Consider the following 21802-nt stretch of genomic DNA (forward strand, 5'->3'; position numbering starts at 1 on the left):
CGGATCATCATCCTTGAGGACCAGCTCGAAGACGCTCTGCGGCACCATCAGAACTATCAGCCCCGACGGCACGCGGACGCTGCCTGACCCCACCGGGCCGGTGACGGTGTCCGTCCGGTCAGGCCTGGACAGCCGGCTGGAAGATGTCCAGGCACCACTGCCGGAAACTGGTCGCGCCCGCGGAGTGCGTGACGTGCTGTTCGACGTCGTAGATGCCGTTGTTCTGCGCCTCGAGCATGCCGGTCATGCCCTGTGCCATCGCCTCGCTCGCGCCGTACCGCCGCATCGTGGCCCCGAAGTCCGCGACCGGGACCTGCCGGTAGGAGACCGGGCGACCGAGGGTCTCGGAGATGACCCGCGCCATCTCGTCCGGTGTCAGGTTGTCCGGGCTGACCACGGGCACCCGGGCCTGGCCGCTCCATGTCCGGTCGAGCAGCAGTGCCGTGGCCGCGGCGGCGGCGTCGCGGGTGGCGACCGCCGGGAGCGGCCGGTCGGCGGCGTTCGCCATCGAGAACGTTCCCTGCTCCGTGATGGACTCGGCGTGGCGGAGCAAATTCTCCATGAAGAACGGAAGGGCCAGCGCCCGGTAGCCGGCGCCGGTGCTCTCGATCAGCGCGTCCATGGCCAGCGCGGCCGACAGCAGCCCGGCCTCCTTCCGGTAGCCGTGACCGAGGCTGGTGACGCCGACCATCCCGACGCCCCGGCTCGCGGCCGCCTCGGCGGCCGGGCGGGTGAAGTCCAGGTAGTACTGCGTGGCACCGACGGCACTGCCGAATGCCGGTGGGGGTACCAGCCAGAACAGCCGGTCGGCGCCGACGAGCGCCTTGGCGATCACGTCGGCGTCGCCGTGCGAGCCGTGGACCACCTCGGCGCGGGCGTGCACGCGCTCTGGCAGCCGGGCGGGGTCGCGGGCGATCACGCGGACCGCCTCGTCGCTGTCCAGGATCTGGTCCAGGACCTGCCGGCCGATGTCGCCGGTGGGCGTGGTGATGACGATCATGACTGCCTCCGGGAGAGAATTTCCGACGACGGGGGCGTCGCCGGCACGTTCAGCCTCCCGTTTGCGAAAGCGCAGGTGAAGGACCGATTCCGTCGCCTTTGATACCTTCGGGGTTATGAATGATCTGGAGGTGCGGCAGCTGCGGTTCTTCCTCGCGGTCGCGGAGGAACTGCACTTCGGGCGAGCCGCCGACCGGCTGAACATGGCTCAGCCCGCGTTGTCCCGCGCCATCCGGCATCTCGAGCGGCAACTCGGTGTGACACTGCTGGAACGGACCACCCGTCAGGTCAGGCTCACCTCGGCCGGGCAGGTGCTGGTACGCGACGCCCGGACCGTACTGGAAGCGGTGACCGCCGCCGCGCACCGCGCCCGGCAGGCCGGCAGCCCGTCGCCGCAGCTGCGCATCGCGCTCAAGGCCGACGTCGACGGCGGCCTGCTGCCACAGATCCTCGACGCCTACAGCGCCGGCGAAGCGGCCCTGCCAGCACAGCTGGTACTCGGCGGATTGGGCGAACAGCCGCAGGCGCTGCGCGACGGCCGCGCCGACGTGGCGCTCCTGCTGCGCCCCTTCGACGACCGTGGCCTGGACAGCGAACCGCTGCTGACCGAACCGCTGCTGGCGGCCCTGGCCGCCGCCGACCCCCTCGCCGCCCGGACGCGGCTGTGCCTGGCCGACCTGACCGGCCGCCGGCTCATCGGTGGGCCTCCCGCCGCCCACGGCCGGACCGCCGAACCTCGCCACGCCGAGTCGCCGCCCCGGCCGGACCTGCCCGGCGGACAGGAGCCCCCGCCCGGCGTAGCGCGGCCGGCCGCGAACCTCGCCGAGATCTTCAGCCTGGTCGAAGCCGGCAGCGTGGTCTTCTTCGCGCCCGCCTCGGTGGCCCGGCGCTACCCGCGGCCCGGAATCGCCTACCGCCCCGTCAGCGACCTCCCGGACTCCACCCTGGCCGTCGCCTGGCCGCAGGACGCGCGCTCGCCGGCCGTCGCCGCCTTCGTCCGCGCTGCCTCGAGCGTCGCGGCCACCGCCCGTCCGCAGGTCTCCCCGGCCGGTGTCGCCACAGGCCCGAACTGGTGAGCCGGCCCCACCTACCTCATGCGGGCCGGCCGTATCGCGCGACCATGGTGCGGGCGGCGTCGTCGACCACCTCGATCACCCGCTCCGGGGTCACCGTCCATCCCGGGACCACCAGGCTCGGCCAGAACAGGTAGTTGGAGATCATCCCCAGGAATTGCGTGGCGGCCATCTGCGGGTCCGCGATCTCCGCCGTCCCCGCGTCGCGCTCCGCCACGAGGTAGGCCCGCACCGTCTCGAAGTACGGCAGCTTGCCCTCGGCGAAGTGCGCCTTGGCCAGCTCCGGGAAGCGGGGCAACTCGGCGATGACGATCCGGAACAGATCCACCATCCCCGGCCGGCCCAGCAGCGCCGCGTAATGCCGCCCGAGCGCGGTCAGGCCGGCTGCCAGGTCGCCCACGACCGGCACCTCGGCGTCATCACCACCGGCCCAGGAGTCGACGACGATGGCATCGAACAAGGCCGCCTTCGTCGGGAACTGCTTGAACAGCGTCGCCTTCGACACCCCGGCCTCCTCGGCGATGCGCGCCAGCGACGCCCGGTCATAGCCCAGCTCGAGGAAGAGCTGCGTGGCGGCCCGCACGATCAGCGCGCGCTTCTGCTGAGCCACCCGCTGGTGATAGGTCGTCATGCGGCCATCATAGCGAGGTGAGTGGGTTGACTCACCATGTGCGGTGACGTACCGTCCTCATGGTGAGTCGCTTGACTCACCATTCGCTTCGCTTCCGGAGGACCGCATGTCCCGCTTCACCGATCACACCGTTCTCGTCACCGGCGGCACCGGTGGGCAAGGCGCCAGTCACGTACGCGCCTTCCACGCCGAGGGCGCCAACGTCGTCATCGCCGACATCAACGCCGAGCGCGGCGCCGCCCTCGCCGCCGAACTGGGGGACAGAGCGCTTTTCGTACGCCTCGACGTCGCCGACGAGACGTCGTGGGCCGCCGCCGTCGCGGCCGCCGAAGAAGCGTTCGGCGCGCTCACCATCCTGGTCAACAACGCCGGAGTGCAGAACCCGCCGGCCCTCATCGAATCCACCGACCTGGACACCTGGACCCGCATCCTCGACATCAACCTCACCGGTACGTTCCTCGGCATCAAGGCGGCCGCACCCGCGCTGCGGCGAGCGGGCGGCGGGGCCATCGTCAACATCGCCTCCACCATGGGCACCGGCGGCACCGCCTTCTACGCGCCCTACGTCGCCAGCAAGTGGGCCGTCCGCGGGCTCACCCAGACCGCCGCCCTCGAACTGGGCCGCGACAACATCCGCGTCAACACCATCCACCCCGGCGTCGTCGCCACCGCGTTCATCACCGAACCCGCGGCCGGCGCCGACGCCCCGATCGCCGACTTCTACTCTCCCGAGCCGTTCGCCGTACCCCGGCTCGGAGAACCCGCCGACATCACCGCGACGCTGCTGTTCCTCGCCTCGCCCCACGCGGCCTTCATCACCGGCGCCGAACACATCGTCGACGGCGGCCTACTCCTCGGACCCGCCCTGAAGAACGCTGCCGCATGACGTCGCTCGCGCACCTGCCACCGGAGATCAGGCGAGCCATCGAGATCACACCGGCCGCCGGCACCCGCGAGCGGATCGTGGACATCACCACCACCGGGCGGCGCACCGGACGACCCCGCCGGATCGAGATCTTCTTCTACCGTGCCCACGGCGCCACCTACCTCTGACCTCAACCAGCCCCACGACCCCGGCACCATCCGGCCGACAAGATTGGCGGACTGGGCTGACAGCAGACTGATGCGCATCCATTTCGACTGAGGACGTAGACCACGAGACGTCGTCCGCGCGCCCTCCCTCACTCGGTACACCCGGGCGACGCGGCGCCCTGCGCATCGCCGGCCTCAAACTGTCGGTGGTCGCCGCTACGGTTCGCGGCTATGACCACGGTGATGAACGGCCCGCAGGAAATCATGGACGCGCTACGCGGCACGGCGTTCGACGGCCACGCGGTGGAGGAAGGGCCGGGTGGCACCCTCCTCGTCGAGGGACTCGACAGCTCCGCGATGCTGCCGCTCTGGCGCGCGGCCCGGGAGGCGGTGCCCGTGACGGGCCGCTGGCCGGTCATGACCTGCTTCGATTACCTGGAGGTCCAGGAGCCCGGGCCGGAGGACGTCGCAGCGTTCGCTGCCGCTGCGCAGGCCCTGGACCCTTGGGTGGTCTTCGACGGGCGTGGGCGTGCCGATTACGAGGCCTGGCAGATCAGCAGCTACCTCGACGCGTGCCTGGGCCAGGGTGCCGGTCGCCGCGACGATCCCAGGCTGGCGGGAATCACCCAGGCAGGACTCGATCGCTGGGTCTACGAGCAGATGCTCGCCGACCCGGCCCTGGCCGCCCGGGGCCTGGCACGCGGAGCGCATTTGAGCAGCACGAAGAACTGGTTTCCCGAATCCGACGCGCAGCTCGTGCTGTTGCCGACGCCGGCGCAGTGGCTCGCCCCGCGGTGGCTGAGCTACTACGGGGCAGCTCGCGACAAGGGCCACGAGTCGTTGGGCGCTGCGATCCTGCAGTGGGAGCAGCGATGGGGTGCGCAGCTGGTGGCGTCCTGGGGCACCATGCTGCAATTTCTCGCCTCTCGTCCGCCGGTCGATCCGGAGGATGCGTGGCAGCTCGCCGGGCAGCTGATGGCCGTTGGCACAAGCCTGCAACATGAGCAGTGGGAGTTGGCGCTGGCGCTGCCGCGTGGCGAGGCCTGGTTCGTGCACTGCCGTCCCTGACCGCGCTTTCCCGTCGAGGTCCGCTCATCGTGATCAGATGGCGCATCACTCCATCAGGCGGCCGGGAGGAGGTCGGCGAGCAGCACGTCGATGCGTGCCCTGATCGCGTCGCGGATCGGCCGGACGGAGTCGACGCCCTTGCCGGCCGGGTCCTCGAGTTTCCAGTCCTCGTAACGCTTGCCGGGGAAGACCGGGCAGGCGTCGCCGCAGCCCATGGTGATGATGACGTCGGATTCCTGGGCGGCGTCCCAGGTGAGCTTGGTGGGGGTCTGGTCGGTGATGTCGATGCCGACCTCCTTCATCGCCTCGACCGCGGCCGGGTTGATCTGGTTCGCGGGCTCCGAGCCGGCGGAGCGGACCTCGACCGTGTCGCCGGCCAGGTGGCGCAGCCAGCCGGCGGCCATCTGCGAGCGGCCGGCGTTGTGGACGCAGACGAACAGGACGGTGGGCTTGGTGTCACTCATGTGCGTGGTCTTCCTCGGGGGTTGATGGCATTACGGGCGGTCGAGGGTCACACGGTGGGACTGGGCTCGATGACGACCCGGTCGGCCGTCTTGCCCGCAGTCGGGTAGAGCGCGAGCAGGACACCGATGCCGACGATCAGGCCGGCGATCTGGGCGATGACGAAGCCGGGCACGGAGGCCGGGGCGATGCCGGCGAAGGTGTCGGTGAAAGCGCGGCCGATGGTGGCGGCCGGGTTCGCGAAGCTCGTGGAAGAGGTGAACCAGTAGGCGGCGCCGATGTACGCGCCGACCGCGGCGGGGGCGACAGAGGCACGCCCGGACCGGCCGAGGGCGAAGATCAGCAGAAGCAGGCCGACGACAGCGACGATCTCGCCGAGCCAGAGGTTGCCGGCGGCGCGTTCCTTCGTCGAGAACGTGACCGGGGCGAGGTCGAACATCAGATTGGCCAGCACCGAGCCGGCGATCGCTCCGCCGGTCTGCGCGACGCTGTAGCCGCCGAGGTCTTTGATCGTGAGGCCGGTGCCGGTGCGGCGGCCGAGGAACCAGTCCGCGGCCGAGACGACCGGGTTGAAGTGGGCGCCGGAGACCGGACCGAACGTCAGGATCAGCGCACCCAGCGCGAACGCTGTCGCGACCGAGTTCTCCAGCAGCTGCAGGCCGACATCGTTCGGGGACAGTGTGGTGGCCATGATGCCGGAGCCGACGACAGCGGTGACCAGCAGCGCGGTGCCGAGGAACTCGGCGAGCAGCCGCCGCCAAAGGGTGATCTGCATGAAGAGGTGACTCCGGGTCGGTCGGTGACAGCGGCGCCGGTGGGCGGCCGGTCACTTGGTGGGACGGCGAGGGGGCCGCGCCTGCGGCCGTACCCGATCGGTCAGGCGACCGCCGGCTCCTCGACGGCGAGCAGCGTGGCGAGCTGCCGCATCAGGCCCGGCCGGGCCCGGTAGTAGACCCAGCTGGCCCGGCGTTCGGCGTCCACGAGGCCGGCTTCGCGCAACACCTTCAGGTGATGCGAGATGGTGGTCCCGGAGAGCGTGAACGCCGGCGTCAGGTCACAGACGCAGATCTCCCCGTCGGGCGCCGACGCGATCATCGACATCAGCTGCAACCGGATCGGATCCCCGAGTGCCTTGAAGGCCTGCGCGAGGACGCCGGCGGCCTGGGCCGGGACGCGCTCCTGGGCCATCGGCGTGCAGCACGGCACCGCGTCGAGGTCGATCGGCGGTGACGACACGGCTGGTTTCGACATGCGTCGAGGTTGACAGATGTCGAACCGGAGTGCAAGGTGACTTCGACAGACTTCGGATTCGATAAGAATCGAATCAAGGTAGGGTGGATCCCGCCGATCCGCTCTCTCGTACTGAACTCACCGAGGAGCCCACCATGAGTAGCGATGCTTCCACCACGGCCACCGCCGGTCAGGACCCGTGCTGCGGCACCGCCGAGGCCGCGGCCCAGGCTGACGCCTGCTGCGCGCCCGAGTCCAGGACCGAAGCGATCGCCGACGGCGCGAGCTGTTGCGCGCCAGCCGCGGCGACCGCGCAGGCCGAGACGCAGGAGGCCGGTTGCTGCGGCCCGGCCGCCACGACACGTGCCGTGGAGTTGCCGCCCACGCCCGCAGCCCGGCCCGTACCGGTCGCCGGCGGCCGGCCGGAGCAGGCGCCGGTCGTAGTGATCGGCGCCGGTCCGGTGGGCCTGGCCGCCGCCGCCCACCTGCACGAACAGGGCCTGCCGTTCCTGGTCCTGGAAGCCGGTGACCAGGTCGGCGCGTCGGTGCGGCAGTGGGCGCACGTCGGCCTGTTCAGCCCGTGGCGCTACGACATCGACACCGCCGCCCGCCGGCTGCTCGACGCCGCCGGCTGGGCCGCCCCCGACGACGAAGCCCTGCCCACCGGCGGACAGCTCGTCGAGGACTACCTTCAGCCGTTGGCCGAACTCCCCGCGATCGCCGCGCACCTGCGCTTCAACGCAACAGTGACAGCGATCAGCCGGGCCGGCGCCGACCGGGTCCGCACCGCCGGCCGCGCCGACCTGCCCTTCGTGATCCGGCTCGCCGACGGCACCGAGATCACCGCCAGCGCGATCATCGACGCGTCCGGCACCTGGCGCACCCCGAACCCGCTCGGCGTCAACGGCCTCCCCGCCCACGGCGAACCCGGCATCGCCGACCTGATCGACCACGCGCTGCCCGACGTCCTCGGCGCCGCCCGCGATGCCCACGCCGGCAAGCACACCGTCGTCGTCGGCTCCGGGCACTCCGCCGCGAACACCCTGCTCGACCTGGCCCGCCTCGCCGAGACCGCCCCCGGCACCCGGATCACCTGGGCGGTGCGCGGCGGCTCGGCCAGCCGCGCGTTCGGCGGTGCGGACGCCGACGAGCTCCCCGCCCGCGGCGCCCTGGGCAGCGGCCTGCGCATGCTGGTGGAGACCGGCCAGGTCACCCTCGTCACCGGCTTCGGCGTCCACACCGTCCGCCGCAACGCCGGCGGCATCGACCTGGTCGCCACCGACGGCCGCACGCTGACCGCCGACCGGGTCGTGTCCGCCACCGGCTTCCGCCCCGACCACAGCATCGCCGGCGAGCTGCGCCTGGACCTCGACCCGATTCTCGGCTGCACCCGCACGCTGGCCGACCTGATCGACCCGAACGAGCACTCGTGCGGCACCGTCACCCCGCACGGCTACCGCGAACTCGGCCAGCCCGAACCCAACTACTACGCCGTCGGCATGAAATCCTACGGCCGGGCACCGACGTTCCTGATGGCCACCGGCTACGAGCAGGTCCGCTCCATCGCCGCCGCCCTCGCCGGCGACTTCGAAGCCGCCGACGACGTGCGGCTCGACCTACCCGAAACCGGTGTGTGCAGCACCAACCTCGTCGCCGAGAACGCCGCCCGGGAGATCGCCGCCCGCTTCGGGCTGACCCCCGACGTCCCGATCGCCCTCGCCACCGCCACCATGGCCCTGAGCCCGGCGTCGGCCAGCACCAGCGACGCGGTCCGCGCCGCCGCCGGCCAGATCGGCCTCGACACCGAGACCGCGTTGCAGATCGCGGCGCTGACCGAGCAACCCGGCGCCCTGCCCAGCGTCGCCGGACTGATCAGCCTCACCTCGTCCGGCGGGGGCAACTGCTGCGCCTGAGCCGCACGATCCGGATGGCCGGACCCAGGTCGCCCACCCACCCCGGCACTCGTCGAGCGACGTCATCGAAGATGACCTGAGTGCCGTAGGGTAGGAACGCATGCCGGTGTCGCGGCTCTGCCGCGGGGGCGATCGGGTCCGGAAGGCGGTCATGAGCATGGAACCCCCGTACCTCTTCAGTCATGGTTCACTCCGGGCGTCGGTGACGGCCACCAGCGACATCGCCAGTGATTCGATCGAACTGGCGGTCCGTGGCCTGTGGACACGCTCGCTGGCCATCGAGATCCGGGCCGGCGTCCACAAGTGTCTGGCGGAGCATCCGGCCGCCATGGTGATCAACGTTCTGGACATGCGCGACCCCGAGGGCGCCAGCGTACCGATGTGGCTGGCCGCGCACCGGGCCGCCGGCATGCCGCTGCCACCGGTGCGGCTGGGGTTGTGCGCTCCGCCGCAGTCGGTCCTGGCCGACCGGCTGCGCAAGGTCGGCGCTCCGCAGTACCTGCCGGTCTTTCCCGGCATGGCGGAAGCCCGGGCAGCGCTCGCCACGAACACGCCGTTGACCGGCCGGTTGACGCTGACCCTGCCGCCGGTGCTGACCTCCGCGAGCATCGCCCGTGATCTGGTGGGGGAGGCCTGCGCGGCGTGGCACCTGACCACGCTGCTGATGCCGGCCCGCGCCGTGTTGTCGGAGTTGGTCACCAACGCCATCGAGAACGCTGGTACCGACATCACCGTCACGGTGGCGCGGCGCGGCACCGGCCTGTACCTCGCGGTCCGCGATGACGATCCACGAATGCCGTACCTGCGGGAGCTGGCGCCGCACCAGGGCGGCTTGCTGGACGATCGGGGCATGGGCCTGCGCCTGGTCCACAACGCCTCCAGCGCGTGGGGCGCCCGGTCCGTCGCCGGCGGCAAAATCGTCTGGGCCACCGTCCGTCCCGGCGTGCAAGCACGGCGAGACCGCGCTGGTTGAGCCGCTGCCCGGAGCCCCGGTGCCTGCGTTGCCGCTGGTGGGTTTCTCCTGCCGCGGTGATCCGACGGACGGCAGAACGGCTACGGCGCGAGCATCGGCGCGAGCCCGGTGGCTGCGGCGATCTTGCGGATGGTGGGGTTCAAACCGGTGGCGGTCACGGTGACGCCGCGGGCTCGCGTTTCGAGTCCGTCACCGCGGCGCCGCCGCCCGTCCCGGTGTCCTCTGCCCGGTCAGCGCCGGGTGGCGGACCGGCGCGTCAGGAGCAGGCCGAGTGCGAGCATCCCGAGTCCGAGTCCGAGGTGGAGCCAGTCGTCCGCGCCGTTGAGGGGCACGAAGTTGGCGGCGGTGTTCTGCCCGACGACCAGGCCGTACAACCAGAGCAGCAGGTAGACCGCGCCGCCGCCGACCAGGTAGGCGCGGGCGCCGGAAACGGTCCGGGCCAGGGCCAGACCGGCCACCCCGAACAGCAGGTGCACGACGTTGTGCAGAATCGACACCTGGAAGATGCCGAGCAGGTGAGCGTCGGAGTGGTGGCCGGCGAACGTCATGTCGCCGTAGCCGGTGGTGACGCCCGGGATGAACCCGGCGATCCCGACGAGCAGGAAAGCGATGGAGACGACCAGAGCGGCGGTACGGACCGGGCTGCGTGTCGTCGCGACGGTGTTGCCGTGAGTGGTCACGATGGTGTCCTTTCCGGAGGGACCGCCAGGCTTCCCGCTCCGATCGGGAGTAAACCGCTGGGATTCACCTTCCGGTCCGCCTTGGAAGGAGGTCAGCGGCAGCGAACCTGGCGCTGCATGTGGTCGACGCGTCGCCGCGCTGAGCCGGGCCCATCCCGGTAGCAGGGGAGCGTGACGGTGCGGGGAGCGTGACGCTGCCGGATCCGCGCTTCCCTGTTTCCGGGTGGCGGTACGAGCAACAATGGTGGAGGGTTGCCTGCGCTGGGAGCTGCCGGACCTGGTCGGCCCGGCCTGTGTCGTGGCGGGCGAACTGGTGACCAACGCGGTTGTGCACGCCCAGACCATGATCGATTTCCGGCTGACCCTGGGCCGCCGGTACCTGATCGTGGCGGTCCGCGACGGCAGCGACGCCGTGCCGGTGCAGCAGCCGCCGTCGTCGGGCGATCCGGCCGACCTGCGCGGTCTGCTGCTGGTGACGACTATGGCTCACCGCTGGGGAACGCTGCCGGCCTACGGCGGGAAGGTCGTGTGGGCGACGCTGTCCCGTGGGAGCCGTCCGGGCTGACCCGCCGGTGGCTCGGCGTTGTGCTCAGGATTCACTGGCGTTCACACGACGCTGACCGGCACCGCCGACCCGGAGGTCATGGCCCCCTGCCCAGCAAGGCATCCGCCCGTTTGCCGGGCTCCAGAACGGGAAAGCAACCCGGGCCCCGGAACGGGGAAAGCAACCCGGGCCCCGGAACGGGGAAAGCAACCCGGGCCCCGGAACGGTAGAGCAGCCGGCCGGATCAAGGAGAGGCGGCGCGCCATGATGCATCGCGATGTGATCGTGATCGGCGGGTCGGCGGGCTCGCACAAACCGCTGGCGCAAGCGTTGGCGCGGCTGCCACCCGATCTGCCGGCCGTCGTGCTGGTGGCCTTGCATGTGGGACCCGGGTCGCGGGCCACGCTGGCCGACTCGCTGGCCGCGTCGTGCGCGCTGCCGGTGCTCTCCGCCGCCGACGGAGCCCGGCTCGAGCCGGGTCGTGTGCACGTGGCGGTGCCGGACCGGCATCTGATCGTCGACGAGGGCGACGTGCTGCGGCTCAGCGACGGCCCGCGGCAGAATCGGGTGCGCCCGGCGGTGGACGCGCTGTTCCGGTCGGCGGCCCGCTGGTGCGGTCCGCGGGTTCTCGGGGTGGTGCTGTCGGGCAGCCTGGACGACGGAGCGGCGGGCTTGGCCGCGATCACCGCCGACGGTGGCATCGGTCTGGTGCAGGACCCCGCCGATGCCCGGTTCCCGGGCATGCCGACGGCCGCGCTCCGCGTCGTGCCGGACGCGATGACGGTGCCGGCGACCGACCTCGGGGACACCATCGCGAAGATCGCCGGCGAGCCGATCATCGCCGAGGGCCGGCCGCCGGAACCCCTGATCTGGGAGACGGACATGATCGCTTACGGCGCATCGGACACTGCCGATCGCGGGCAGCCGATCGCGCTCGGCTGCCCGGAGTGCACGGGCGGAATGTACGTCGTGCGCACCGGTCGCGCCGCCCACTACGTCTGTCACGTCGGCCATTCGTACTCGCCGGAGTCGTTGCTCGCGGTCCGTGACGACAGCATCGAGGAGGCGGTCTGGACGGCGGTCAGCGCGCTCGAGGAAAAGGTCATGATCCTCGAAGAGCTGGTGGGACAGGCGAAGGCGGCGGGCGATGCCCTCGCGGCCCGGGCGCACCGGGCGGAGGCCGAGCGGGCCGGCCGCGCGGCAGCGGTTCTGCGGGAACATGTGAACCGGTCAGCCGGCGGCCGGACGCGCGATGGTCAGCCAGGTTCCGTCAGCACCAGGTGAGCGTCGAGTTGGTCCGTGTCACGTTGCTGATCGTGTTGTTGCTGCCCGTACACGGGCTCCAGGTGATGTTGGTGTTCGCGACCGTCAGGTTGCGCAGGCTGATGCCCGACGACGGGGCGAAATCGGTGCGCGCCGCGATCCGGATCTCACCGCCGCCGCTGACCGTGCCGGACACCCCGGCGATCACGCCGTTGTAGCAGTTCTCCAGCAGGATCGCGTTGTTGCCGGTGTTGGCGATGTCGACCCGGTCGATGGTGAAGCCGCCGCTCTCCGACACGCAGAACACACCGCGCCCGCCGCCACGCGCCTTCACCAGTCCGATTCTGACATTGTTCGGGTACGCGTCGCCGACCCGGCCGTTGCGATTCGCCATCCGGAAGGCGGCGTAGCCCGTACCCGTCCCGGCGTTCTCCGCGTCGACGGTGCCGACCGTGGCGTTGATCGTCTGGTTGAGCAGCAGACCCGACTCGCCGACGCTGCGCGCCGTCACGGTGCCGATCGTGATGCCGTCGACGCCGTAGGTCTCCACCGCGTGCGAGCCGGCCCCGGACACGTACACATTGTCGATTCTGACGTTTCTGGTCCATTCGGCGGTGTTGCCACGGTTGTCGATCCGCACGCCGAGGCCCGCGCTGAGTCGCATGTCGAGCTGGCCGAGCCAGACGTTGGAAACGTTGCGCAGGAAGATGCCGTAGATCGGGGCGCCGGTCAGGTTCAGGTACGGCACCTCGATGTTGCTGACCCCGCGGGCGTAGATCGGGGCGTAGTCGCCGCTGCCCGTACCCGTGACGTTGATCGTTCCGCAGACCGACAGCGAGGTCCAGCTGGCCAGGGAGATCCGGCTGCCGGCGGTCATCGTGCCGTTGCCGCGGACCACGACGCGCTGCATGCTCGTGCGTCCGGCGGTGAGGCTGCCGATGCCGGCCTGCACGGCGGCGCGGAAGTCGGTGCCGGTGTAGACGGCGGCGCCGGACGCGTTGCGGGCGGTCCAGGTGCTGCCGCTGACGGTGACCTCGGACTGGAAGGTGCCGCTGCCGCAGCCCGCCGTCGTGCTGACCTGGGCGATGGACCACCGTTGATTGGCGCCGTCCGCGTCGGCGAACTGGGAGATGATCCCGCCGTCGGCGGTGGACCACTCCCAGAGGTCGAGGGCCTTGCCGGTGTGCCGGTTGATGAACCGCACGTCGCCGCCGGCCGAGTCCTTCAGCGTGAACTGCTGCCGGGTGGTGCCGTTGTCGGTGTTCTGGATGAGCTGGGTGCCGTCGGTCGCGTTCGGCATCTCCAGGACCAGGCCGCTGTGCCGGCTGCGGATCTTGTACCATCCGCTGCCGGCGTCGACGAACTGCCACTGCTGCCAGTTGCCGTCGTTGCGGGTGAACTGGGCGATCCCGGCGCCGGCGGTGGTGGCCCGGTTGTGGACGTCCATGGCCTTGCCGCTGTGCCGGTTCGCGAAGACGTACCAGGCGGCGGTGTTGACGGTGGCGGCGCTGGCCTGCTGGATGCCGATCGCGGCGCCCGCGCCGGCGAGGAGTGTGACGACGACGCCGACCAGGGCGGCGCGCCATCGGCGGGGATGATGGTGGGACATGGGGGATCCTTCGGTCTTGTGAGCGTTAACAACGGGGGCCGGTCTCCTGGGGGATGGGAGCGCGCCCAGTGGCTCAATATAGACGAATCTGGATCCCGTGGGTGACTCTGCCTTTCGGCCGATCCGCAGCCGCACGGCTCTGTCCCGGGACGGATCCCCGGACCGGGATCCCTTCCTAGGATCGTCCCTCATGATGATCAAGCGGCGCGTGGCCGTGGTCGCGCCCGTCGCGGGCTTCCTGCTCGGCGTCCTCGACTTCGTGTGGATCAAGTACGTGCCGTACCCGTTCGCCGGGCTGGGCAACTCTCTGGCGACGTGGGCGGTGGCCGCCTTCCTGCTGACTCACCGGAGCCGCTGGCGACTGCCGGCCGCCGTCCTCGGCGCCGTATCCTGCCTGGTCCTGGCCGTCCCCAGCTACTACCTCGCCGCCACGGTGATCCAGGGCGACGCGTGGGCCAACCTCGCCAACGCCACAGCGGTCACCTGGATGGGTTTCGGCGTCGTGGCCGGGCTGGTCTTCGGCGCGAGCGGCGTCCTGGCCCGCACGCCCGGCCGGTTGCGGCTGCCGGCCCTCGCGGTGCCCGCCGCCGTGCTGTTCGCCGAGGGCGCGATCGGGTTGCGGCGCCTCGGCGACCCCGCCTACGCCACCGGCGACCTGCTCGCGTACGCCGCCCTGGTCGTGGCCCTGGGGCTGGCCGCGATTCTCCTGCTGGCCCGGACCGGTCGTGACCGCCTGCTCACCCTGGCCTGGTCACTGCCCCTGGCCGCCGGAGGCTGGGTGCTGCTGACCGTCAGCGGCTTCCGCTGAGGGTGATGGCCCGGTCAGCGGCGGGCGGTGGTGGTCAGGGCCTTCTCCCACGCCAGGCGGACCGCGGGCATGATCTCGGAGACCGCCGGGATCGCCGGGCCCGGTTCGCGCAGGCCCACGGTGAGCGCCGGCGCGGACTTCTCCAGTGAGCCCGCCATCCGGTCGATGTCGGTGATGATCGAGCCGGTCAGGACCAGGACGCCGGTGTCGTCGACCTCGGTGCGGACCTTCCGCAGCGTCTGCCGGCGGGCCTCGCGCAGGTCGTCGAGCAGCTCGTTCAGCTCCCCGGCGCCCGCGGTGGCGTCGGTCTTCGAATCCTCGACCAGGGTGGCGTGCGCGGCGAACGCGTCGGCGGCAGCGGTGAGGACCTCGCCGATCTGCTCCGGGACGTGCGCGGCCTGCGGTGTCGCGGCGGCGTCGAACATCGAGCGGGCCACCGAGTTGACCTGGTGCACGCCGTGTTCCAGGGCACGCTGCGTCTGGTGCAGCGGCGCCACCCGGGTGACCGGTGTGGACAGCGACCAGCGGGCCTGCCGGGACAGCTCGTCGACGGCGGCGACCGCGTCGTCGAGGTCCGCGTTGAGCTCGCGGGACTTCGCCAGCCACTGTTCGGCCTGCTCCCGGTCGTAGCCGCGGCGTACGCCGGCGCCGAGCTGGCCGAGCAGCCGGGCGATCTCGGCGGATAGGTGGGCCAGCTCGTGCCGCGAGCGCTCCATCGCCGTCATGCCGCTGACCAGCGGGGAGAGGATCACGCCGACGACGATGCCGAGAGCTGTCGCGGCGACCCGCTCCCACACGAAGTCCTCGGTGACGGTGCTGCCGCCGACCAGGATGCCGAGCGAGGTCAGCGGGACGGTCAGCGCGGCGTCACCGAGGCGCAGCAGCCGGCCGGCCGCCAGCCCGCATCCGGCGATCATCGCGATCGACCACGGGCTGAGGCCGAACGCGTGCCACACCCCGACCGTCACGGCGATCCCGGCGAGGGTGCCGACCAGGCGCTGGGCGCCCTCCCGCATCGAGGCGAACGAGCTCATCTGCACCGACAGCGTCGCCGAGATCGCCGCGTTGACCGCGCCGGCCAGATGCAGCGTGTCCGCCGCCGTCCAGGCGATCGCGGCGGCCGCGCCGGTGACCAGCATGGACCGTGCGGTCGTCGGATCGACCTGGTTCCGGCACCAGCGCGCCGCACGCCGCAGCGGGGCGGGCAGGTACGGCCGCAGCCGGGCCAGCGCCCTCCGGTAGGCGGCGGCGAGCACGGGCCGGACCGTGCGTCGCAGTAGCGCTGCGATGACAGCACAGAGGGTGAGGCTGACGGCGACGATGGTGATCGGACTGGCGGAGCTGAGCAGCAGGCGGAGCAACGAGGCGACTTTCTGTGTTTCGACTGGTATACGGTCGCAAAGCTATCTCCGCACGCGTTTACGAAAGGGGTGAATAGGGCGATTGTGACGGGCGTCGCGCCCGGGAGTATGACCACACACTGTCACTGGTAGTCACCTCATGCGACGCTGCGGGGCTCCGAGCGGGGGAGCGGAGTCCTGGATAGAAACGACAGCGCCGGGTATCTGCTCGGCCATGGCGTCCTACGCAGTGAATCCGGCCGCTGTCGCCCGGGCCCGGCGGCTGATCGAGGCTCGGCAATACGTTCTGGACAGCGACTGGGGGCAGGTGCAGCCGGACGCGGCGGCGGGCACCGCCTATCTCAAGAACCACACCTGGCAGGAGTACGGGGAATGGCACCTCGGTCTCACCGAAGGAGCCAATGAGGAGACCAAGGCCCGGCACGCGTTCGTCTTCGGCGATTACCGCCGGGTGCACCGCAGCGGGCTCGTCGCGTGTCTGTACCGCGCGGCCGAGTGGCGGCACCGGGACGTGATGCGAGCGGCATTCGAACTGCTCGAATTCCTCGACGACGCGAATGCCGCACCGGAAACCCAATAGCACGGATGACGGCGGGAATGATCGCGCATCGCTGACAGGTCGCCCTGGCGGCTGAGTTGTGCGCGGTCGCGCCGGTCAGGCAGGCGTGGCTGGTTCAATCGGGACAAACACTCCTTAAGGATGAGTCCTGTGAACAAGCCACGCATGGCCCTGCCGGCCCTCGTCGCCCTGGCCACCCTCGTCGTGCCCTCGACCGGGCCCCTCGGCACCCGCCCGGCGTCGGCTTCGCCGAGCACCGCCCCGGGTTCGCCCGCCGCCACGGGTTCGCCCGCCGCCCCGGGTCCGGGCGCGAGTTCGCCCGCCGCCCCGGGTTCGCGTGGGGAAGCCGGCGCGGCCGCGAGGTCATCCGCTGACCGGTCCCGGGAGGGCGTCCTCGTCACCGGTGCCGGGCAGGTGTCCGGGAAGCCCGACACGCTCTCGGTGAACTTCGGGGTGGAGGTCAGCGCCGCGTCGGTCGGCGACGCCATGAACCGGGCCAGCGCGGCGGCCACCCGGATGCGGGACGCGCTCGTGCGGGCCGGGGTGGAGAAGGCCGACCTGCAGACGTCGGACGCCGGGATCAATCCGCAGCGCGACGACAAGGGCGACGTCACCGGCTACACCGTCAACCAGGGTCTCACCGCGAAGATCCGGAACCTGCCGAAGGCCGGGGCGACGATCTCCGCCGCGATCGCGGCCGGTGGTGACGCGGCCCGGCTCAGCGGTGCGACGTTCCTGATCGAGGACGACGCGGCGCTGCTCGCCGCGGCGCGGAAGAAGGCGTTCGCCGACGCGCGGGTCAAGGCCGAGCTGTACGCCCGGGAGGCGGGCCGGTCGCTCGGCCGGGTGGTCAAGGTGAGCGAGGAGACGCCCAGCTACGGACGGCCGTACGGGCAGGACATGGCGAGCGCGCTGAAGGCGGCGGCGGACTCGGCGGTGCCGATCGAGCCCGGCCAGCAGCAGGTGTCGGTCACTGTCACGGTGGAGTGGGCCTTCGCGAAGGCCTGATCACGAGAAGGCGGCGATCGCGGCCAGGGCGATGCCGTACGCGGCGACGGCCAGGTTGAGGCCGGTCCACAGGGTGTGCAGCCGGAGACGGTGCAGGCGGGGATAGGCGTCGTAGTGGCGCTGCCGGAAGCCGCCGATGTTCGTGTCGTCGGTGAGGACGCCGAGGTCCTTCAGAGTGGCGGTCAGGGCGCGGGCCTGGCCGAGGTGGTAGGTCGCGCGTTCGTGGTACTTCGCGGAGATGATCGCTCCGAAGAGGCCGATCAGGGTGATCAGCAGTCCGAGCGGGACGGTGGCCGCGGCGAACTTCTGCTGCACGATGAGGCCGCTCAGGGCAGCGGTGATCACCAGGACGAAGTTGGTCATGGTGGCTCGCTGGTTCTCGGACTGGCGCAGTTGCTGGCGGTGCTCGTTCCAGTAGGCCAGAACCACATCGGACGCCTCAGTCACCATTCGTCTCCGTTCCCCGGCCGGCGTTCCGGCAGGAAGTCGAGCCATAGCTGAATCGTCTCGGTGTTGGGATGGTCGGGCCCGACCGCTGCCAAGCTGATCCTGAAGGCCTGCTCGAATTGGGTGCGAGCCTCGTCCGTGCGGCCCAGCGCGTACAGAATGCTGCCGAGGTTGCCGTGCCGGAGGCCGACGTCCGGGTGGTCGGGGCCGAGCGTCGGCACACTGATGGCGAGGGCCTGCTCCAGCTCGATGCGGGCCTCGTCCAGCAGACCTAGATCTTTGAGCACGCTGCCAAGATTGTTGCGCCGGATGCCGATCGTCGGGTGGTCGGGGCCGAGCGCCTCGAGACTGATGGCGAGGGCCTGCTCCAGCTCGGCGCGGGCCTCGTCCAGCAGACCTAGATCTTGCAGTACGAGGCCGAGCGTGTTGCGCCGGACGGCGATGATCGGGTGGTCCGGGCCGAGCGTCTCCAGCGCCAGCGCGAGGGTCTGCTCGAGCTCGGTGCGGGCCTCGTCCAGCAGGCCCAGATCATGCAGGACGGTGCCGAGATTGCCGCGCCATACGCTGACGTCTTTGTGATCGGGGCCGAGCGCGGCCAGATTGATGGCAAGAGCCTGCTCGAACTCGGTTCGTGCCTCGGCCAGCCGGTTCAGTTCCCGCATCACCCGGCCGACTTCCTCATGCCGTGCGGCCGTCTCGACATGATCGGGGCCGAGCGCGATTTCGGTCAGCGTCAGAGCGCGCCGGGCAAGCGGTTCCGCCTGCTGATACTGCCCGCTCTCCCGCAGATAGGTCGAGGCGCGGTACAGCAGCCGCCCGGCCTGTTCCTCGCTGACCCGCAGCCGCTCGGCGTGGTCGGCCACGGCCAGTGCCTGGGCCAGCAACCGCTGGCATTCCGGCCAGCGCGCCGGCTCCCAGCTGTCGTCCGGGAACAATTCGTGGACCAGGGCCACGCCGGCGGTCACCCAGCGGGCTTCCGCTTCGTAGTCGAGCCGGGCCTGCACGACGGCTTGCACCAGCCGGTGCATCCCGATCTCGGCCGGCTTCAGGCTGATCAACGCGTATCGGCCCGCCGCTTCCAGCACCCGGTTGTAGACCAGGCGATCCGCGGCGGCCGCTTTCAGCGGTTCCGGTAGCAGATCCTGCTGCGCCAGAGGCAGATCCCGTGGCACCTCCGGCGCCAGGAACGCGAGCAGGGTCAGCAACTGCTCGGCCAGGGGCTCTTCGGCATGCACCCGATCCAGCGACAGCGTCCACACCGACGCCACCCGCCGCTGATCCACACCGGGCGGTGCGGCTTGAGCCGCGAAGATCTCCCGCCCACGCTCGCGGACCAGCTCCACGTAGGTGGCGAGGTCCTCGCCGGTCTGTTCGAGGTAGGCGGCGGCCTCCTCCACCGCCAGCGGCAGGTCCCCGACCAGCTTCGCCAGCTCACCGAGCAACTTGTCGTCGGTGTGCGGCGTCCGCGCCCGCAGGAACGCCACCGACTCCGCCCGCGGCCACACGCTGACGGCCACCGCATGCGCGTGCCGGCGCCACGCCGGCCAGCGCGACGTCACCAGGACATGCCCGTTGCCGCCGGTCGGGATCAACGGGGTCACCGACGCCGGCTGCTCGGCGTTGTCATAGATCAGCAACCACCGCGACCGGCCCCGCAACTCGGCGAACACCGCCGCCACCGCGTCCCGCTCGTCCGCCGCCTCCGGCAACCCCAGCCGCCGCCCGAGAGCGGCAAGCTGCGTGGGTACGGTGGCCGGCTGTTCCGCGTCGATCCACCAGGCCAGCTCGTAGTCACTGCGGAACCGCGACGCGTACTCGATGGCGAGGGTGGTCTTTCCCACCCCGCCGAGCCCGTGCACCGCCTCCGACACCACCGCCGCCGAGCCCTGGCCGTCGGATCGCAACCCCGCGTACATCGCGTCGATCAGCTCGGCCCGCCCGGTGAACACCCGGTTGCGCCCCGGCAGGTTCGACACCGCCGGCCCCGCGCCGGGGAACCGCGTGGCGCCGGGGACCCGACCGCCCGGGAACGCTCCGGCCGCCGGCCGTGGCCGGTCGTTCTCCGCCGCGGCCAGCAGTTTCTTGCGAGCCACCTGCTCATCGACGTCCACCAGGTCCACGTAGACCCGGGTGGTCAGCAGCCCCGACGGGTCACACGGCTGCACCCGCACCGGGATGAGCAGCCGCTGCTTCCCGCTCGGGTCCCTGGCGAACACCGCCCGCCATTCCGCCTCGCCGAACTCGGACCGCAGATACGCCGGCGTCAGCACCGCGATGGTCCGCTCCGCCGACGAGACGGCCGCATGCATCTCGTGCACGAAGTCCCGCCCCGGCCGGAAGTCCGCTGCCTGATAAATGGTGGAATATCCGGCGCCCTCCAGCTGCGCCGCGATCCACTCGGCCCAGCCGCGATTCTCGCTCGCGTAGCTGATGAAGAAGTCCCGGCCCGCCACCTCAGACCTCCCGGAAACCGGATCAGGCCGTCATCCTACCGATGCCACGCCCGCCCCGGCATTCACGAAGATCAACTTAAGTCACGCCCGCCCGAGTGCCTTGATCAGCACACTCGCGATGACCGCCTGACCCGTACCGGCGAAGTGGATCCCGTCCGCACTGAGCAGGTCGGGTCGATCGTTCAGCGGATGGTCCCAGCACTCCGCGACGATCGCGTCATGGTCCGCGGCGAGCGACCGCGTGACGGCGTTGAGGCGGGCGACGCGATCCCGGAAGTCGGGGAAGCCGGGGATCACGAAGGCCCGGCCGAGGGTGAAGACGCTCAGCCGGGCGCCGGTCGAGGCCGCCCAGGCGTACATGGTCCGCAGGTCGTCCTCGATCCGGCTCCAGTCGGGCGTGCGGCGCATGATGTCGTTCGCGCCGCTGTTGAGGTGGAGGAGATCGGGGCCGAACTCCGCGATCCGTGCCGCCTGCTCCCGGAGGGCCTGCGCGGTGGTCGCGCCGATCCGGGCGGTGTTGAGGTAGGCGAGGCCGGGCTGGACGCGCCGCAGCACACCCGCCACCCGGTCGGGCCAGCCCAGCGCGTCGTACCCCGGGGTGGCGTCCCCCGTGCCGAGGGAGAGGCTGTCGCCGAAGACACCGAATCGCCGCCAGGGGGCGTCGGCGAGGATCAGCGCGCCATCGGCGGGGGAGAGGACGTCGGGATCCGTGGCCTCGGTCGGGAATCGCATGGTCATGGCTGCCTCCTCAGTGAGTTGGTTTATCAAACCAACTGCAAAGCAACCCCAGTCAGTTGGAAATCACAACCCACTCGGGTGAGAATTCGAGGATGACGGCAGCACGCGCGGAGAAGACCACCCGGGACTGCACGATCGCGGACGCGCTGGAGGTCGTCGGTGATCGCTGGAGTCTGCTCGTGGTGCGTGAGCTCTTCTACGCGGAGCGGCGGTTCACCGAGATCGCGCGCAACACCGGCGCGCCGCGGGACATCCTCGCGACGAGGCTGCGGAAGCTGGCCGGCCACGGCGTGATCACCCGCGAGCGGTACAGCGAGCGGCCGCCCCGATACGAGTACCGGCTCACCGAGGCGGGACGGGCGCTCGCGCCGGTGCTGCTCACGCTGAAGCGATGGGGGCACGAGCACGTCCGGAAGGGCGCGGACCCGGTCCGGTTCGACCACACCTGCGGGCACGAGTTCGTGGCCGAGGTGCACTGCACGGCGTGCGGTGACGCGCTCGGCGTCGGAGACCTGACCCCGCAACCTGCCGGCGGGGAGCGGGGCGGCGTCAGTCCGGCTCGCGGAGTAGGTCACGAAGCAGTTGCTCGTCCTGCTCGCTGAGCGTGCTGACGAACCGCCGCAGCACCGACGCGCGATCCGGCTCGACGGCCATCAACCGGGTCATCCGGTCGGCGACCAGGCCGGCCGGGTCGGCCAGCGCCCCGTACCGGAAGGCTCGTCCGTCTCGGTGCCGCGCCACCGCGCCCTTCTCATACAGCCTGGTCAGCGTGGTGACGACGGTGCTGTACGACAGCTGCCCGCTCGGATCGAGCAGATCCCGCACCTCGCCGGGCGTCAGCGGATCGGTGACACCGCCGAGGACTGTGACGATCTCGGTCTCCAGCTGGCCGGGCCGGCGGCGTGTGCTCACCGGCGGATCGTATCGATCAATCCTGTGTACGTGTTGAAA

Annotated in this window: 24 protein-coding genes; 12 read left to right on the top strand and 12 right to left on the bottom strand. The window is 71.1% G+C overall.

Features of this window, described 5'->3' with window-relative positions; all coding sequences use genetic code 11:
* Window positions 1-118 precede the first annotated feature (118 nt).
* Entirely contained in the window at window positions 119-1000 is an 882-nt protein-coding gene (locus AB0F72_RS18795) for an NAD(P)H-binding protein (protein WP_360432445.1), read from the bottom strand.
* 115 nt (window positions 1001-1115) lie between these two features.
* Here AB0F72_RS18795 and AB0F72_RS18800 point away from each other — a divergent pair, with 115 nt between their 5' ends.
* Window positions 1116-2075, top strand: a complete 960-nt coding sequence (locus tag AB0F72_RS18800; protein WP_360432448.1) for a LysR substrate-binding domain-containing protein — start codon at window positions 1116-1118, stop codon at window positions 2073-2075.
* Between the two features lie 16 nt (window positions 2076-2091).
* Here AB0F72_RS18800 and AB0F72_RS18805 read toward each other — a convergent pair whose 3' ends face one another.
* On the bottom strand, window positions 2092-2703 hold the full coding sequence (locus tag AB0F72_RS18805) for a TetR/AcrR family transcriptional regulator (protein ID WP_360432451.1): 612 nt from the start codon (window positions 2701-2703) through the stop codon (window positions 2092-2094).
* 106 nt (window positions 2704-2809) lie between these two features.
* Here AB0F72_RS18805 and AB0F72_RS18810 point away from each other — a divergent pair, with 106 nt between their 5' ends.
* The 3 genes from AB0F72_RS18810 (at window position 2810) to AB0F72_RS18820 (ending at window position 4803) form a co-directional block, all read left to right on the top strand.
* A complete protein-coding gene (locus tag AB0F72_RS18810) occupies window positions 2810-3589 on the top strand; it encodes a glucose 1-dehydrogenase (RefSeq protein WP_360432454.1) in 780 nt (259 codons plus the stop codon).
* A complete protein-coding gene (locus tag AB0F72_RS18815) occupies window positions 3586-3756 on the top strand; it encodes a hypothetical protein (protein ID WP_360432457.1) in 171 nt (56 codons plus the stop codon). The genes AB0F72_RS18810 and AB0F72_RS18815 overlap by 4 nt, the downstream gene beginning before the upstream one ends.
* A gap of 210 nt (window positions 3757-3966) precedes the next feature.
* Window positions 3967-4803, top strand: a complete 837-nt coding sequence (locus AB0F72_RS18820) for a DUF4253 domain-containing protein (RefSeq protein ID WP_360432459.1) — start codon at window positions 3967-3969, stop codon at window positions 4801-4803.
* A gap of 53 nt (window positions 4804-4856) precedes the next feature.
* Here the strand turns inward: AB0F72_RS18820 and AB0F72_RS18825 are convergent, their stop codons facing one another.
* From AB0F72_RS18825 to AB0F72_RS18835, 3 genes are all read right to left on the bottom strand, one after another.
* Complete coding sequence (locus AB0F72_RS18825; RefSeq protein ID WP_360432462.1) at window positions 4857-5267, bottom strand: arsenate reductase ArsC; 411 nt, start codon at window positions 5265-5267, stop codon at window positions 4857-4859.
* A 47-nt stretch (window positions 5268-5314) separates the two neighbouring features.
* Window positions 5315-6040, bottom strand: a complete 726-nt coding sequence (locus AB0F72_RS18830; RefSeq protein ID WP_360432465.1) for an MIP/aquaporin family protein — start codon at window positions 6038-6040, stop codon at window positions 5315-5317.
* 101 nt (window positions 6041-6141) lie between these two features.
* Window positions 6142-6516 (bottom strand): metalloregulator ArsR/SmtB family transcription factor, encoded by a 375-nt coding sequence (locus tag AB0F72_RS18835; RefSeq protein WP_360432468.1) that lies wholly within the window; start codon window positions 6514-6516, stop codon window positions 6142-6144.
* Window positions 6517-6650: 134 nt separating this feature from the next.
* Between AB0F72_RS18835 and AB0F72_RS18840 the strand changes: the two genes are divergently transcribed.
* Window positions 6651-8408: an FAD-dependent oxidoreductase gene (locus AB0F72_RS18840; RefSeq protein ID WP_360432471.1), complete on the top strand. Its 1758-nt coding sequence runs from the start codon at window positions 6651-6653 to the stop codon at window positions 8406-8408.
* Window positions 8409-8559: 151 nt separating this feature from the next.
* On the top strand, window positions 8560-9381 hold the full coding sequence (locus AB0F72_RS18845) for an ATP-binding protein (protein WP_360432474.1): 822 nt from the start codon (window positions 8560-8562) through the stop codon (window positions 9379-9381).
* Window positions 9382-9611: 230 nt separating this feature from the next.
* On the opposite strand, the gene AB0F72_RS18850 is transcribed toward AB0F72_RS18845, so the two are convergent.
* Window positions 9612-10064 (bottom strand): DUF4383 domain-containing protein, encoded by a 453-nt coding sequence (locus AB0F72_RS18850; protein ID WP_360432941.1) that lies wholly within the window; start codon window positions 10062-10064, stop codon window positions 9612-9614.
* Window positions 10065-10302: 238 nt separating this feature from the next.
* On the opposite strand from AB0F72_RS18850, the gene AB0F72_RS18855 reads away from it, so the two are divergent.
* Window positions 10303-10626 carry an ATP-binding protein gene (locus AB0F72_RS18855; RefSeq protein WP_360432953.1) on the top strand — a complete coding sequence of 108 codons (324 nt, stop codon included), beginning with the start codon at window positions 10303-10305 and terminating at the stop codon, window positions 10624-10626.
* Window positions 10627-10869: 243 nt separating this feature from the next.
* A complete protein-coding gene (locus tag AB0F72_RS18860) occupies window positions 10870-11889 on the top strand; it encodes a chemotaxis protein CheB (protein WP_360432477.1) in 1020 nt (339 codons plus the stop codon).
* On the opposite strand, the gene AB0F72_RS18865 is transcribed toward AB0F72_RS18860, so the two are convergent.
* Window positions 11876-13477, bottom strand: coding sequence for an RICIN domain-containing protein (locus tag AB0F72_RS18865; protein ID WP_360432480.1), 1602 nt, complete (start codon window positions 13475-13477; stop codon window positions 11876-11878). The genes AB0F72_RS18860 and AB0F72_RS18865 overlap by 14 nt on opposite strands.
* Window positions 13478-13667: 190 nt before the next feature.
* Here AB0F72_RS18865 and AB0F72_RS18870 point away from each other — a divergent pair, with 190 nt between their 5' ends.
* Window positions 13668-14285 carry a DUF6518 family protein gene (locus AB0F72_RS18870; RefSeq protein ID WP_360432483.1) on the top strand — a complete coding sequence of 206 codons (618 nt, stop codon included), beginning with the start codon at window positions 13668-13670 and terminating at the stop codon, window positions 14283-14285.
* 14 nt (window positions 14286-14299) lie between these two features.
* Here the strand turns inward: AB0F72_RS18870 and AB0F72_RS18875 are convergent, their stop codons facing one another.
* Entirely contained in the window at window positions 14300-15646 is a 1347-nt protein-coding gene (locus tag AB0F72_RS18875; protein WP_360432486.1) for an FUSC family protein, read from the bottom strand.
* A 214-nt stretch (window positions 15647-15860) separates the two neighbouring features.
* On the opposite strand from AB0F72_RS18875, the gene AB0F72_RS18880 reads away from it, so the two are divergent.
* Complete coding sequence (locus AB0F72_RS18880) at window positions 15861-16226, top strand: hypothetical protein (RefSeq protein WP_360432489.1); 366 nt, start codon at window positions 15861-15863, stop codon at window positions 16224-16226.
* Between the two features lie 120 nt (window positions 16227-16346).
* Window positions 16347-17213: an SIMPL domain-containing protein gene (locus AB0F72_RS18885; protein ID WP_360432492.1), complete on the top strand. Its 867-nt coding sequence runs from the start codon at window positions 16347-16349 to the stop codon at window positions 17211-17213.
* Here AB0F72_RS18885 and AB0F72_RS18890 read toward each other — a convergent pair whose 3' ends face one another.
* From AB0F72_RS18890 to AB0F72_RS18900, 3 genes are all read right to left on the bottom strand, one after another.
* The gene (locus tag AB0F72_RS18890; protein WP_360432495.1) at window positions 17214-17663 is read right to left on the bottom strand and encodes a hypothetical protein; all 450 of its coding nucleotides are present in this window, start codon (window positions 17661-17663) and stop codon (window positions 17214-17216) included.
* Window positions 17657-20113 (bottom strand): FxSxx-COOH system tetratricopeptide repeat protein, encoded by a 2457-nt coding sequence (gene fxsT / locus AB0F72_RS18895; RefSeq protein WP_360432498.1) that lies wholly within the window; start codon window positions 20111-20113, stop codon window positions 17657-17659. Before fxsT ends, AB0F72_RS18890 begins: the two co-directional genes overlap by 7 nt.
* A gap of 81 nt (window positions 20114-20194) precedes the next feature.
* Window positions 20195-20851: an SGNH/GDSL hydrolase family protein gene (locus AB0F72_RS18900; RefSeq protein WP_360432502.1), complete on the bottom strand. Its 657-nt coding sequence runs from the start codon at window positions 20849-20851 to the stop codon at window positions 20195-20197.
* Window positions 20852-20943: 92 nt separating this feature from the next.
* On the opposite strand from AB0F72_RS18900, the gene AB0F72_RS18905 reads away from it, so the two are divergent.
* The gene (locus AB0F72_RS18905) at window positions 20944-21453 is read left to right on the top strand and encodes a helix-turn-helix domain-containing protein (protein WP_360432505.1); all 510 of its coding nucleotides are present in this window, start codon (window positions 20944-20946) and stop codon (window positions 21451-21453) included.
* Here the strand turns inward: AB0F72_RS18905 and AB0F72_RS18910 are convergent.
* Window positions 21401-21763 carry a BlaI/MecI/CopY family transcriptional regulator gene (locus AB0F72_RS18910; protein WP_360432508.1) on the bottom strand — a complete coding sequence of 121 codons (363 nt, stop codon included), beginning with the start codon at window positions 21761-21763 and terminating at the stop codon, window positions 21401-21403. The genes AB0F72_RS18905 and AB0F72_RS18910 overlap by 53 nt on opposite strands.
* Window positions 21764-21802 lie beyond the last annotated feature (39 nt).

The organism is Actinoplanes sp. NPDC023936 (assembly GCF_040639325.1).
Lineage (GTDB): Bacteria > Actinomycetota > Actinomycetes > Mycobacteriales > Micromonosporaceae > Actinoplanes.

Excerpts from the sequence above, each read along its gene's own strand:
- AB0F72_RS18835 (WP_360432468.1), bottom strand. The coding sequence starts at position 6,516 with ATGTCGAAACCAGCCGTGTCGTCACCGCCGATCGACCTCGACGCGGTG.
- AB0F72_RS18820 (WP_360432459.1), top strand. The coding sequence starts at position 3,967 with ATGACCACGGTGATGAACGGCCCGCAGGAAATCATGGACGCGCTACGC.
- AB0F72_RS18885 (WP_360432492.1), top strand. The coding sequence starts at position 16,347 with ATGAGTCCTGTGAACAAGCCACGCATGGCCCTGCCGGCCCTCGTCGCC.
- AB0F72_RS18840 (WP_360432471.1), top strand. The coding sequence starts at position 6,651 with ATGAGTAGCGATGCTTCCACCACGGCCACCGCCGGTCAGGACCCGTGC.
- AB0F72_RS18870 (WP_360432483.1), top strand. The coding sequence starts at position 13,668 with ATGATGATCAAGCGGCGCGTGGCCGTGGTCGCGCCCGTCGCGGGCTTC.
- AB0F72_RS18900 (WP_360432502.1), bottom strand. The coding sequence starts at position 20,851 with ATGACCATGCGATTCCCGACCGAGGCCACGGATCCCGACGTCCTCTCC.
- AB0F72_RS18890 (WP_360432495.1), bottom strand. The coding sequence starts at position 17,663 with ATGGTGACTGAGGCGTCCGATGTGGTTCTGGCCTACTGGAACGAGCAC.
- AB0F72_RS18880 (WP_360432489.1), top strand. The coding sequence starts at position 15,861 with ATGGCGTCCTACGCAGTGAATCCGGCCGCTGTCGCCCGGGCCCGGCGG.
- AB0F72_RS18860 (WP_360432477.1), top strand. The coding sequence starts at position 10,870 with ATGATGCATCGCGATGTGATCGTGATCGGCGGGTCGGCGGGCTCGCAC.
- AB0F72_RS18905 (WP_360432505.1), top strand. The coding sequence starts at position 20,944 with ATGACGGCAGCACGCGCGGAGAAGACCACCCGGGACTGCACGATCGCG.
- AB0F72_RS18865 (WP_360432480.1), bottom strand. The coding sequence starts at position 13,477 with ATGTCCCACCATCATCCCCGCCGATGGCGCGCCGCCCTGGTCGGCGTC.
- AB0F72_RS18800 (WP_360432448.1), top strand. The coding sequence starts at position 1,116 with ATGAATGATCTGGAGGTGCGGCAGCTGCGGTTCTTCCTCGCGGTCGCG.
- AB0F72_RS18810 (WP_360432454.1), top strand. The coding sequence starts at position 2,810 with ATGTCCCGCTTCACCGATCACACCGTTCTCGTCACCGGCGGCACCGGT.
- AB0F72_RS18825 (WP_360432462.1), bottom strand. The coding sequence starts at position 5,267 with ATGAGTGACACCAAGCCCACCGTCCTGTTCGTCTGCGTCCACAACGCC.
- AB0F72_RS18795 (WP_360432445.1), bottom strand. The coding sequence starts at position 1,000 with ATGATCGTCATCACCACGCCCACCGGCGACATCGGCCGGCAGGTCCTG.
- AB0F72_RS18855 (WP_360432953.1), top strand. The coding sequence starts at position 10,303 with ATGGTGGAGGGTTGCCTGCGCTGGGAGCTGCCGGACCTGGTCGGCCCG.
- AB0F72_RS18815 (WP_360432457.1), top strand. The coding sequence starts at position 3,586 with ATGACGTCGCTCGCGCACCTGCCACCGGAGATCAGGCGAGCCATCGAG.
- AB0F72_RS18830 (WP_360432465.1), bottom strand. The coding sequence starts at position 6,040 with ATGCAGATCACCCTTTGGCGGCGGCTGCTCGCCGAGTTCCTCGGCACC.
- AB0F72_RS18845 (WP_360432474.1), top strand. The coding sequence starts at position 8,560 with ATGAGCATGGAACCCCCGTACCTCTTCAGTCATGGTTCACTCCGGGCG.
- AB0F72_RS18805 (WP_360432451.1), bottom strand. The coding sequence starts at position 2,703 with ATGACGACCTATCACCAGCGGGTGGCTCAGCAGAAGCGCGCGCTGATC.